The sequence below is a fragment of the Proteus hauseri genome, assembly GCF_004116975.1.
Classification (GTDB): domain Bacteria; phylum Pseudomonadota; class Gammaproteobacteria; order Enterobacterales; family Enterobacteriaceae; genus Proteus; species Proteus hauseri.
Window position 1 is genome coordinate 2,869,024 of the sequence record NZ_CP026364.1, and the last position, 12,712, is coordinate 2,881,735.

The following is a 12,712-nucleotide window of genomic DNA, read 5'->3' on the forward strand; positions in this document are numbered from 1 at the left end:
TAAATCATCATAATAGATTTATTTATATACTCATAAGGGATCTATACAATGATGAAGAAAACATTGCTTGCCAGTTTGTTAGCCGTTGCTAGTGGCTCCGTATTTGCATTACCGAACGTCACTATTTTAGCAACCGGTGGCACTATAGCGGGAGGGGGCGATTCAGCGACTACTTCAAGTTATACCGCTGGTAAATTAGGTATTGATACATTAATCAATGCCGTTCCTGAGGCTAAAACGGTTGCTAATTTAAAAGGCGAGCAAGTGGTTAATATTGGTTCGCAAGATATGAATGACCAAGTGTGGTTAAAGCTTGCTAATAAAATTAATGCTGATTGTGATAAGACCGATGGTTTTGTCATCACCCATGGTACAGATACTATGGAAGAAACGGCTTATTTTCTTGATTTAACAACTAACTGTAAAAAACCTGTAGTTATGGTTGGTGCAATGCGCCCAGCCACGGCATTAGGGGCAGAGGGGCCATTAAATTTATTTAATGCGGTGGTTATTGCTAGTGATAAAGCATCTGAAGATCGTGGTGTATTAGTGACCATGAATAACGCAGTTATTGGCGGAAAAGATGTAATGAAGATGAACACCACTGAAGTCCAAGCTTTCCAACCCGTTAATGCGGGAGCTCAAGGTTATGTTCATAACGGTAAAGTACATTATTACACTGTCGCCGCACCACGTGCAGATAAAGCTGTGTTTGATGTAAGTAAATTAACCGAATTACCAAAAGTAGGTATTGTTTATAATTACGCTAATGCCTCTAACTTACCCGCTAAAGCCTTTATCGATAATAAATACCAAGGCATTATTAGTGCGGGTGTTGGTAATGGTAATTTATATACTGATATTCTTGACACTTTAGCTGAAGGTGCAAAAAACGGTGTTGTAGTTGTTCGTTCAAGTCGTGTTCCTGTTGGCTTTACTACCCAAAATGGTGAGGTTGATGATGTTAAATATGGTTTTGTGGCATCAGAACGTTTAAATCCACAAAAAGCACGAGTATTATTACAGTTAGCATTAACTGAAACTCAAGAACCGGCTAAAATTCAAGAATATTTTGAGAAGTATTAATAATTATTAATTAATATTAATGAGGCTATACTAAAATAGTAGTATAGCCTCATTATCTTGTTATCTTGTTATCTTGTTATCTTGTTATCTTGTTATCTTGTTATCTTCTTACAGAAGAATTATCCTTTATTTTTGAGAGAGAATTATAAGAATGCAACTGTGCATTGTTAGTAATAATATTATGAATTGATCCATCTATCGTTTTAAATTTATCTGTTTTTAATGCGCCTTCATTAATGAAAATACTTGAATTATCAGCTGAGACTTTAAATCTATGTATGTTTTCATACTTTATAAAGGGATCTTTACTGCGATAGTAGGCATAATCATCATGACGAAATTTAGCAATTACACTATCTTCTTTATTTTTAAAATGAGAGTTTCCCTGTAATTTTATTGTGGTTAAATTGCTGGAAATTACACCGTGATTATTAAATTTAGAATTGTTTAATATATTTAAGTTTATTTTTTCTGTTTTAATTACAGAGTAATTATTAACTGTTGATACATTTGTATGTATGTTTATTTTATTAGCTTGAATGCCATTTAAATGTTGTGATTTATCTATATTGTTTTTATCTCCAATAGCTAAGTTAGTATCAATTTTTCTACCTATTAGTCGACTTCCTTTACTATTGTTAAGCATATCCACTTTTTGATTGTTGGTTTTATAATTAAGTAAACTAATGCCATGATAAATATTTATACTTTCTTTTGCTTTTAAATACATATTAATGTCGATGTTATTACTTATAATATTTAATGTGCTAAATTTATTAGTTGTATTTTTATTTTTCTCATTTTCAATGAAATTTATTTCGCCATAGTTTCTGGTGTCAATTTTTTTTTCACGATACATATTATTACTAGGGAGGAAATTAGATGTGCGATATGTAATAAGATTATCTTTAGCATATTGAATTGATGCGGTTGCTAAGGTTTCTGAAAGCGTGTTTGAAAAACTACAATTATTACAAGTAATTCCATTAGGATTAGCAATAATAACGTGGGCAGCATTACCTAAAACGGCAATGTTACCCTCTAGTGTTGAACGTGGTCCAAACTTAACTTCATTAATAATAAATTTAGCATTAGATTCTTTATTATTTAGGATCGCACCATCACTATCAATGTTAAATGTATCATATATATTATGAGATACTCTATTTCTATCGCTATTTTCAATTAATACTTCAGCAACCATATCGTCATCATTATAAGGTCTAACTGTTGCTGTTGAATCCTTATTTATAACGATATCTGTTGAATCAGCATAAAAAGAAAAACGTTTATTTTCTTCTGTGTCAGCAAAACCTACTGAAGGTAATATTGAACTTACAATAATAGCAAGTGTTTTTAATTTCATTTTGATTTCCTCTCTATATTTGTTGTTCTACAATTTATAGATAACAATGAAAGAAATAAACTTTCTAAAATAGAAAAGGTGTTTATTTATAAATTAGAAAAAGACTGTTATTTAAAAACAGTCCTTTAATCGGATTTAATCATCCTGAGTTATAAACTATTTATTTTTAGCGCGAGAAACTACAACATTAGCAGCAAAAAAAGCAATGAATGGAGTTAATGCAAAAACAGTAAATAACCAATGAGCTGCATTTTGAGCGCCTAACACACCGCCAGGTTCAGTTAATCCCGCCATATTCACAATGGTACCTGAAATAGATGCACCAACAGCGGTAGAAAAGAGTTGTATAGTCGTAATTGATGTTGCTGCTTTTTGAGCTTCTTGGCCTTGAGAAACTTGTAATACACGGGTTAGATAATGAGGCCAAGCCATACCAATACCTGCACCAGTAAAGAAAAGGGCGACACAAATAATAATTGTTTGGCCATAAGGTAAAATAACCACATTAGAAATGAGTAAACCAAGAATTAAAATAGCAGCAAAGTTAATAGCAGGACCAACTCTCATTAAACGTTGCGCCGTAGATTGCTTACGTGATGAAGAAATAATGGCAGAAAAAGACCAACCAGCACCCACTAGAGCGGCTAAATAACCAGAAAGCAGCGGTGTAATATCATGTATTATTTGCAAGAAATAAGGGACGAAGACTTCAGTTTGAACGCTTATTCCTAATAATGCCATTGTTAAATAAATGGGTGCTAAAGGTGCTGAAAAAGAGAATGTCCCTTTAGGAAATAATCCATCACTCGATTTTTTATCAATACGCACAAGTAAAAGAACAAAAAATACTGCAAAAATAACAGATAGCAGATTATAAATAATAACGTTATATAGACTGCCTATTGAAATGGATAATACGGCTAAAATTAATAACGTTAGTTGTTGATAAGGAAGTGGTGATTTAGAGATGCCTATATCAGCTGCATTTTGGGTAGGAAGAATAGTAAATAACAAAGCAATATAAGGAATACCAACAAATAAGATTGACCAAAATGCGCCGCGCCAAACATTATATTCTGCAAATATTCCGCCTAATGCAGGACCTAATAAAGTAGATATTCCCCACATACTAGACATTAATGCCATTGCCCTCGACCAAAGTGGTTGTGGAAACATCACTCTAACTAAAGAATATGCTAAAGCCAGTAACATACCGCCACCTGCACCCTGAACAAACCTACCTAATAGCAATATCGGCATTGATGGTGCTGTTGCACAAATAATTGAACCCAATAAAAAACACAGTGTAGCCAATAAATAGCTATTACGTGGTGCAAATGCATTTAGTAGACGAGAAGTGAGTGCTGATGAAAGAATAGAGGCCAGAATAAAAATGGTGGTATTCCATGCGTATAAATTAAGTCCACCGATATCCCGAACTATTGAAGGTAAAGTCGTGATCGTAATGTAGACATTAATTGCATGTAATGCGACACCACCAGCTAATGCTAGCGATTTCAGACTATTTTTCCCTTTAAGAAGCATTCCCCAGCTTGCTTCTTCTTTTTTATGAATACTCCCCGACATAAAATACTCCTAACGGTTATTTTTACGCACAGCATATTATGTGTTAGCCCACAATAATCATTGCGCCAATTTAATGGGAATGATACAACCGATAGAGGTCGTTTTGTAAAAACATATTCAGATAGGGTGAATTTGAATGAGTCAGGTATATAACTTTAGTGCGGGTCCGGCTATGTTACCGGCAGAAGTTCTTCGTCGTGCAGAATTAGAATTATGCAACTGGCACGCGTTAGGGCGCTCGGTGATGGAAATTAGCCATCGTAGTAAAGAGTTTCTTGAAGTTGCACATCAGGCTGAGCAGGATCTTCGTGATCTATTAAATGTGCCAGAAAACTACAAAATTCTTTTCTGTCATGGCGGCGCACGTGGTCATTTCGCTGCATTACCACTCAATTTATTAGGCGATAAGAAAACAGCTGATTATATTGATGGTGGTTATTGGGCAGAAAGCGCAGCAGACGAAGCAGAAAAATATTGCTCACCAAATATCATTAAAATTAAAACAGAAATTGATGGCAAAGTTGGCGTAAAACCAATGAAAGAGTGGCAGTTAAGCCATGATTCAGCTTATGTACACTATTGCCCAAATGAAACCATTGATGGTATCGCTATTCATGAAGAGCCTGATTTTGATGATAAAAAAATCATTATTGCTGACTACTCTTCTTCTATTTTATCTAAACCAATAGATGTGAGCCGTTATGGCGTAATTTATGCCGGTGCGCAAAAAAATATTGGTCCTGCAGGTTTAACTATCGTTATTATTCGCGAAGATTTGTTGGGTAAAGCGCGTAAAGAAACACCTTCTGTGTTTGATTACACGGTGCTTGCTGAAAATGACTCAATGTTTAATACGCCACCAACTTTTGCTTGGTATTTATCAGGTATGGTTTTCAAGTGGTTAAAAGAACAAGGCGGATTGCAAGAAATGGCAAAACGCAATTATGAAAAAGCAACACTTCTTTATAGCGCGATAGACAATAGTGATTTCTATATCAACCGAGTCGCACCTGAAAATCGTTCACTAATGAATATCCCTTTCCAAATGTCATCTCCTTCTTTAGATTCAGTATTTTTAAAAGAAGCTGAGGCACAAGGGCTGGTGGCATTAAAAGGTCATCGTGTTTCTGGTGGTATGCGTGCCTCTATTTATAACGCTATGCCTCTAGCGGGTGTGCAAGCATTAGTTGACTTTATGGCAGATTTTGAGCGTCGTCACGCTTAATAGCTAAAATTAGGCTAAGAAAGCCTGCCTATAAGCAGGTTTTCTTATGACTAAGGGTGTTAATAATTAAAATAGAGTTACCCTCGTACAAAAATAATAAATAGATAATATCAGTACAAAAATAATTTTAATTTTAATTGTTTAATTAGCACTTCTTCTTATTATTAAATTGATTTATCGGAGTTTCTACCTGTTTATGGAATCGTTGACACTACAACCTATCGCTCATATTGAAGGCACTATTAATTTACCAGGGTCTAAAAGCGTCTCTAATCGTGCATTATTACTGGCAGCGCTCGCGAAAGGTAAAACTCGTTTAACTAATTTACTTGATAGTGACGATATTCGTCATATGTTAAATGCATTAAAAGCACTGGGTATTCATTATCAATTATCGAATAACAATACAGTCTGCGACATTGAGGGCTTAGGTGGTGAATTCAAAACATCAGCATCACTAGAGTTATTTTTAGGCAATGCTGGCACCGCAATGCGACCATTGGCGGCCGCTTTAAGTTTAGGCCATCATGATATTATTTTAACGGGTGAGCCTAGAATGAAAGAGCGCCCTATTGGGCATTTGGTCGATGCATTACGTCAAGGTGGCGCAAAAATTGATTATCTTGAACAAACAGATTATCCCCCAATCCGACTTCAAGGTGGTTTTAATGGTGGCAATGTTGACGTTGATGGCAGTGTATCAAGTCAATTTCTTACCGCATTGTTGATGGCTGCACCTTTAGCACCACAAGATACCACCATCACTATTAAAGGTGAGTTAGTATCCAAGCCTTATATTGATATTACATTGGCATTAATTAAAACTTTTGGTGTCGATATTGAAAATCAAAACTACCAGCAATTTATCATCAAAGGTGGCCAGCAATATCAATCACCGGGTCAATACTTAGTTGAAGGCGATGCATCATCAGCCTCTTATTTTTTAGCAGCCGCAGCAATTAAAGGCGGTACAGTTCGCGTAACAGGAATTGGTAAAAATAGCTTACAAGGTGATATTCATTTTGCTTCTGTACTGGAAAAAATGGGTGCAAAAGTTCGTTGGGGGGATGATTATATTGAATGCGAGCGTGGTACGCTTAAAGGTATCGATATGGATATGAATACCATCCCCGATGCAGCAATGACTATTGCAACAACAGCATTGTTTGCAGAAGGCGAAACAACCATTCGGAATATCTACAATTGGCGAGTCAAAGAGACTGACAGACTAGCTGCAATGGCGACAGAATTGCAAAAAGTAGGTGCGACGGTTGAAGAAGGGCATGATTACTTAAAAGTAACGCCTCCTAAGCAATTAAAAACAGCTGATATTGAAACCTATAATGATCATCGCATTGCAATGTGTTTTTCATTGGTGGCGCTTTCTGACATACCGATCACAATCCTTGACCCTGGTTGTACAGCAAAAACATTCCCCGATTATTTTGAAAAATTAAATACACTGGCATAAAGATAGAATTATTTATTTTGTGATATTAGGTTTAATCGGCGGTATTTCTATTAATAAAGCATAATACCGTCGATTTTTTATTTTATAGAGTAAGTTTTTCTCAAAAAATAGCTTTTTTTCAACGTTTATCGCCAATAAGTTTATCTCACGCTCAACTGCTTATTCCTTCATATACATTGTATGCGTATAATGGCGCGCAATATGATTAATACTGTTTTTCTCTGTTTGAAATTTATACTTATTATATCAATGTAATGGAGTATCAAATATAGAAACGCAGTGCCCATAAAAAGGAGAAACTCATGGCAGTTATCGTCCCTGTTATTACTGTTGATGGGCCAAGCGGAGCGGGTAAAGGAACATTATGCCAAGCCTTAGCAACGGCTTTTGGTTGGCACTTACTTGATTCTGGTGCAATTTATCGTGTATTAGCATTAGCTGCATTACATCATCATGTGGATATTAGTTCTGAAGATGCACTGGTTCCATTAGCAGCAAATCTTGATGTTAGATTTGTACCTAATGAAAATGGGCTAAGCGTTATCCTTGAAGGTGAAGATGTTTCAACTGAGATCCGTACAGAAACGGTAGGAAATACAGCTTCCCAAGCAGCTACATTCCCACGAGTAAGAGAGGCTTTATTACGACGTCAACGAGCATTCCGTACTGATCCTGGGTTGATTGCTGATGGTCGAGATATGGGCACAATTGTTTTCCCTGACGCACAAGTGAAAATATTTCTTGACGCCAGTGCTGAAGAGCGGGCTCGTCGCCGCATGTTACAGTTGCAGGAAAAGGGCTTTAATGTTAACTTTGAGCGCCTTTTATCCGAGATAAAAGAGCGTGATTACCGAGATCGGAATCGTGCGGTTGCGCCATTAGTTGCGGCAAAGGATGCATTAATTCTCGATTCAACAAGCTTGTCTATCGACGAAGTCATTGAAAAATCGTTGACTTATGCTAAAAAAAATCTGCAATTATCAGCGTAATTAATTTTTATTTCGTTTATACTAGGTAATATTAAAATCGGGTTACGTGTTAATGAAAACACAATAATGCCCGATGACCTTGTCACAAAGGATGTAACGAGGTATGTGAAACAACCCCATTCGGCCGGATGCTAAATGGACGTTAATTAAATTTACTTGAAGATCATTAACATGACAGAATCTTTTGCTCAACTCTTTGAAGAATCCTTAAAAACAATCGAAACTCGTCCAGGTGCTATCGTTCGCGGCGTTGTAGTTGCTATCGATAAAGACGTTGTTCTGGTTGATGCAGGTCTGAAATCAGAATCTGCTATTCCTGTAGAACAATTTAAAAACGCTCAGGGCGAATTAGAAATCCAAGTTGGTGACGAAATCGACGTTGCTCTGGACGCGGTTGAAGATGGCTTCGGTGAAACCGTTCTGTCTCGTGAGAAAGCTAAACGTCACGAAGCGTGGCTGATGCTGGAAAAAGCTTACGAAGAAAACGAAACTGTTGTTGGTATCATCAACGGTAAAGTTAAAGGTGGTTTCACTGTTGAACTGAACGGCATTCGTGCGTTCCTGCCAGGTTCACTGGTAGACGTTCGTCCAGTACGTGACACAACTCACCTGGAAAACAAAGAGCTTGAGTTCAAAGTCATCAAATTAGACCAAAAACGTAATAACGTTGTTGTCTCTCGTCGTGCGGTTATCGAATCTGAAAACAGCGCAGAACGCGATCAGTTATTAGAAAACCTGCAAGAAGGCATGGAAGTTAAAGGTATCGTTAAGAACCTTACTGACTACGGTGCATTCGTTGATCTGGGCGGTGTTGACGGTTTACTGCACATCACTGACATGGCTTGGAAACGTGTTAAACACCCAAGCGAAATTGTCAATGTTGGCGACGAAATCACTGTTAAAGTCCTGAAATTCGACCGTGAACGTACTCGCGTATCATTAGGTCTGAAACAACTGGGCGAAGATCCTTGGGTAGCTATCGCTAAACGTTACCCAGAAGGTACAAGACTGACTGGTCGTGTAACTAACCTGACTGATTACGGCTGCTTCGTAGAAATCGAAGAAGGCGTTGAAGGTTTAGTACACGTTTCTGAAATGGATTGGACTAACAAAAACATTCACCCATCTAAAGTTGTTAACGTTGGTGATGTTGTTGAAGTTATGGTTCTTGACATCGATGAAGAACGTCGCCGTATTTCACTGGGTCTGAAACAGTGTAAATCTAACCCATGGCAGCAGTTTGCAGAAACTCACAACAAAAACGACCGTGTTGAAGGTAAAATCAAGTCTATCACTGACTTTGGTATCTTCATCGGCCTAGACGGTGGTATCGACGGTCTGGTTCACTTATCTGACATTTCTTGGAATGTTGCAGGTGAAGAAGCTGTTCGTGAGTACAAAAAAGGCGACGAAATCGCTGCTGTAGTTCTGCAAGTTGATGCTGAACGTGAACGTATCTCTTTGGGCGTTAAACAATTATCAGAAGATCCATTCAATAATTACCTGTCTGCTCACAAAAAAGGTGCTATTGTTTCTGGTAAAGTAACCGCTGTTGATGCTAAAGGCGCAACTGTAGAGTTAGCTGATGGTGTTGAAGGTTACCTGCGCGCTTCAGAAGCTTCACGTGACCGCGTTGAAGATGCAACTCTGGTTCTAAATGTTGGCGAAGCTGTAGAAGCTAAATATACTGGCGTTGACCGTAAAAACCGCGTTATCAACCTGTCTGTTCGTGCTAAAGACGAAGCAGATGAGAAAGACGCTATCGCTTCTGTGAACAACAAAGAAGAAGTTGGTTTTTCAAATAACGCTATGGCTGAAGCTTTCAAAGCAGCTAAAGGCGAATAATTTAAGTTATTAACGAAGGCAACGTTATCGTTGCCTATTTATCGGTAGTCTAGGGAGGTAATATGACCAAGTCTGAATTAATTGAGAGACTTGCAGGCCTACAATCTCATCTTTCGGCTAAAACAGTTGAAGATGCTGTAAAAGAAATGCTTGATCATATGGCTGACACATTGGCTGATGGTGAGCGTATCGAAGTCCGTGGATTCGGCAGTTTTTCTCTACACTACCGTGCGCCGCGTACGGGTCGTAACCCGAAAACTGGTGATAAAGTGGATCTGGAAGGTAAATATGTTCCACACTTTAAGCCAGGTAAAGAGTTACGTGACCGTGTAAATATTTATACGGAATAAACAACTTCCTGTCGAAAAGGCATAAGTTAATTAACTTTCTCAAAAATGGTGCTTCGGCACCATTTTTTTATTATTTATTATTTATTATTTATTATTTATTATTTATTATTTAGTTTTTCTTATACTAAGCCTTTAATTTTTTATCATCAGATTTTGCTCACTCGTTCTTTCTTAGAGTTAATATTTCTCTTATTCGTAGCTTGCAATGAGTTTATATGCTTTTCTTAGTTATTTCCTTAATAAACTTTGAGAAAAAATGTTTAATTTATTTTATTTAGAGTTGTCTCGCAATAAATTGCATATTATAAAAAAATACATTTTTTATTTAGAATCAAACTCGAAAATATTCAGATCAACTGCATATTTAAATTTTATTTAACGATATGATATTAAAAGGATAAAGTTAACACTATGGATTAGTATGATGTTTTTTTTGAAAAAAATAAGATTTTATAATAGTTTTAAAATGGTATATATAATAAGTAGATATTTAAAACTGTTATATGTTAATAAACTCAATGTAGATAAAGCTGCTTTTGCGATAATATTAGGATGTCTTCCTTTATTAGTCCAATCAGAAATTATTAATAGTAAAGGATGCTTTTTTATTATTATCCTTTCTTTATTATTACTTCTTTTTCCATACTCTAATATTCGGTTTTTAGCATTTATATTATTATTTTTCGGATATTCAAATAGTATTGCTTTATCGTTGATCTCTAGAACAAATCAATTGTCTGATAGCATTATGACGATTGAAACAAAAATTATTGAATATCGCCAATTGCAAGATGGTAATATCACCATAAAAATTGTCATTCCTAAAGAAAGTATATTTTCATCTACTATTTATGCCAATGTCTATTGGCGAAATCCACCTAAAACTAGTCTTATTGGGCAATATTGGCAATTTAAAATCCAATTTCGTGCCGTACATAGTTATTTAAACGAAGGGGGCTTCGATAGTCAGAAATACGGTGTATCCATAAAAGAAACGTTAGCTGGAAAAATAATGGAGGCAACTTTAATCGATGCAAATATTTCGTTACGTATGCAATTTATTCAGTATTTATCAACATACTGGGAAGCGACGAAAAACAAAGGCGAAATTGTTGCATTGGTTCTTGGTGATAAACGTCAAATAAGCGCTAAACAAAAAGATATTTACATGAAAACAGGTGTAGCTCATCTTGTTGTTATTTCTGGACTTCATATTGGATTATCAGCATTTTTCGGTTGGTTTATTGCTAGAGCTATTCAGTTGTTATTTCCTATTAAATGGATTGGAACATTATTTCCGCTAATTATAGGATGGAGCTGTGGCGTTATTTATGCCGCTTTATCTGGATGGGGTATTCCTGCAATAAGAGCTATAATTGGGTTAAGTGTATGGGTGTTATTACACTGGCGTAGTCGGTTATTTTTACCTTGGCAATGGGCACTTTGGAGTGCAGCACTGATTTTAATTTTTGAACCTCTCTCTATCTTATCTGTCAGTTTTTGGCTCTCATTTTCTGCTGTGTTTGCGATTATTTTTTGGTATTGGATGTATCCATTAATAGGGAAGTATACCTATCAAAAACGTTGGTTTATTTTTAGATTAATCCATTTGCAGTTTGGACTAATGATTATTTTATTACCTTTTCAATATTATTTATTTGGTGGCGGTAATCTTTTTAGCTTTTTTGCTAATTTATGGGCTGTTCCTATTATCTCTTTTATTACTGTTCCGTTGATCATGCTTGGGTTATTTACTTCGTTTATACCTTTTTGCCAGCCTGTTTTATGGCACTTGATCGATCTCTCCATTAGTTATGCATTTTGGTGCCTTCCTTATTTTTCTTTTTTTTGGCGTGATAGTGGTGCGATACCTTTTTTACTCAGTCTCAGTGGTATTGTCGCTATTCTAGTTATTAAGATGAAATGGTGGTGTAATCACTTTATTTTAGTGATAGCGGCGGGAACACTTTTATATTGTGAGATGTTTACTTCAGCGCGTTATCAATGGCGTATGACAATGTTAGATGTTGGGCATGGGTTGGCGGTTATCATTGAAAATGATGGCGATGCGGTAATTTACGATACGGGAATGCGTTGGAAAAGTGGTGGTTCTATTGCAAAAAGAGTGATTATTCCATATCTAAAAAGCCGTCAGCTCACACCTAGCGTATTAATAATTAGCCATGATCATTTAGATCATACCGGTGGAGTGGCTGATCTGTTAGTTGCATATCCTCAATTAATTATTCGCAGTAGTTTTAATCAGCCTCATCACTTACCTTGTTTACAAGGACAATCATGGCAATGGAAAGGGCTTGCTTTTCATGCTTTATGGCCAATTCACTTATATACTTCACCGAAAAATAATGAATCATGTGTTATTAATGTTAGTGATGGAAAGCAGAGTATATTACTTACAGGTGATATAGAAAAAGAAAGTGAAGTGCAATTAGTCAGGTCGAAAAATAATCGATTAAAGGCAGATATTTTGCAAGTCCCTCATCATGGTAGCCAAACATCTTCAACATTGGCGTTTATTCAAGCAGTTTCACCAAATATTGCACTTGTTTCTGCTGCTCGTTATAGCCCTTGGCGTTTACCTTCTGATAAAGTACATCGCCGTTATAAAAATGAAGCCATTAATTGGCTAACCACATCTATTAGAGGGCAGATTTCTATTGAGTTTAGTCACAATAAGATTGATATATTAACCTATAGACAAGATATATTGCCTCGTTGGTATAATCAGTGGTTTGGTAATTTGACTATTAACGAGTAGAATAACCCGCTATT

The 12,712-nt window shown here is 36.2% G+C and carries 9 protein-coding genes; 7 read left to right on the forward strand and 2 right to left on the reverse strand.

Annotation, left to right across the window (positions count from 1 at the left end):
* Positions 1 to 48: 48 nt before the first annotated feature.
* Positions 49 to 1,086, forward strand: coding sequence for an L-asparaginase 2 (gene ansB / locus PH4a_RS13040; RefSeq protein WP_129040301.1), 1,038 nt, complete (start codon positions 49 to 51; stop codon positions 1,084 to 1,086).
* A 100-nt stretch (positions 1,087 to 1,186) separates the two neighbouring features.
* Here the strand turns inward: ansB and PH4a_RS13045 are convergent, their stop codons facing one another.
* Together PH4a_RS13045 and PH4a_RS13050 are read right to left on the reverse strand one after the other, a co-directional pair.
* A complete protein-coding gene (locus PH4a_RS13045) occupies positions 1,187 to 2,452 on the reverse strand; it encodes a two-partner secretion domain-containing protein (protein WP_129040303.1) in 1,266 nt (421 codons plus the stop codon).
* A gap of 156 nt (positions 2,453 to 2,608) precedes the next feature.
* On the reverse strand, positions 2,609 to 4,039 hold the full coding sequence (locus PH4a_RS13050; protein WP_129040305.1) for an MFS transporter: 1,431 nt from the start codon (positions 4,037 to 4,039) through the stop codon (positions 2,609 to 2,611).
* A 136-nt stretch (positions 4,040 to 4,175) separates the two neighbouring features.
* Here PH4a_RS13050 and serC point away from each other — a divergent pair, with 136 nt between their 5' ends.
* The 6 genes from serC (at position 4,176) to PH4a_RS13080 (ending at position 12,698) form a co-directional block, all read left to right on the forward strand.
* Positions 4,176 to 5,264, forward strand: a complete 1,089-nt coding sequence (gene serC, locus PH4a_RS13055) for a 3-phosphoserine/phosphohydroxythreonine transaminase (RefSeq protein ID WP_129040307.1) — start codon at positions 4,176 to 4,178, stop codon at positions 5,262 to 5,264.
* A 196-nt stretch (positions 5,265 to 5,460) separates the two neighbouring features.
* Positions 5,461 to 6,735 (forward strand): 3-phosphoshikimate 1-carboxyvinyltransferase, encoded by a 1,275-nt coding sequence (gene aroA / locus PH4a_RS13060; RefSeq protein WP_064719502.1) that lies wholly within the window; start codon positions 5,461 to 5,463, stop codon positions 6,733 to 6,735.
* Between the two features lie 302 nt (positions 6,736 to 7,037).
* The gene (gene cmk / locus PH4a_RS13065; protein WP_064719503.1) at positions 7,038 to 7,724 is read left to right on the forward strand and encodes a (d)CMP kinase; all 687 of its coding nucleotides are present in this window, start codon (positions 7,038 to 7,040) and stop codon (positions 7,722 to 7,724) included.
* Between the two features lie 171 nt (positions 7,725 to 7,895).
* On the forward strand, positions 7,896 to 9,569 hold the full coding sequence (rpsA, locus tag PH4a_RS13070; protein ID WP_036938108.1) for a 30S ribosomal protein S1: 1,674 nt from the start codon (positions 7,896 to 7,898) through the stop codon (positions 9,567 to 9,569).
* Positions 9,570 to 9,631: 62 nt separating this feature from the next.
* Entirely contained in the window at positions 9,632 to 9,919 is a 288-nt protein-coding gene (ihfB, locus tag PH4a_RS13075; protein WP_064719504.1) for an integration host factor subunit beta, read from the forward strand.
* A 466-nt stretch (positions 9,920 to 10,385) separates the two neighbouring features.
* A complete protein-coding gene (locus tag PH4a_RS13080; RefSeq protein ID WP_341868125.1) occupies positions 10,386 to 12,698 on the forward strand; it encodes a DNA internalization-related competence protein ComEC/Rec2 in 2,313 nt (770 codons plus the stop codon).
* The last annotated feature ends 14 nt before the right edge of the window (positions 12,699 to 12,712 follow it).

Coding starts and splice junctions, on each gene's coding strand:
- PH4a_RS13050 (WP_129040305.1), bottom strand. CDS start 4,039: ATGTCGGGGAGTATTCATAAAAAAGAAGAAGCAAGCTGGGGAATGCTT.
- cmk (WP_064719503.1), top strand. CDS start 7,038: ATGGCAGTTATCGTCCCTGTTATTACTGTTGATGGGCCAAGCGGAGCG.
- ansB (WP_129040301.1), top strand. CDS start 49: ATGATGAAGAAAACATTGCTTGCCAGTTTGTTAGCCGTTGCTAGTGGC.
- aroA (WP_064719502.1), top strand. CDS start 5,461: ATGGAATCGTTGACACTACAACCTATCGCTCATATTGAAGGCACTATT.
- ihfB (WP_064719504.1), top strand. CDS start 9,632: ATGACCAAGTCTGAATTAATTGAGAGACTTGCAGGCCTACAATCTCAT.
- PH4a_RS13045 (WP_129040303.1), bottom strand. CDS start 2,452: ATGAAATTAAAAACACTTGCTATTATTGTAAGTTCAATATTACCTTCA.
- PH4a_RS13080 (WP_341868125.1), top strand. CDS start 10,386: ATGGTATATATAATAAGTAGATATTTAAAACTGTTATATGTTAATAAA.
- serC (WP_129040307.1), top strand. CDS start 4,176: ATGAGTCAGGTATATAACTTTAGTGCGGGTCCGGCTATGTTACCGGCA.
- rpsA (WP_036938108.1), top strand. CDS start 7,896: ATGACAGAATCTTTTGCTCAACTCTTTGAAGAATCCTTAAAAACAATC.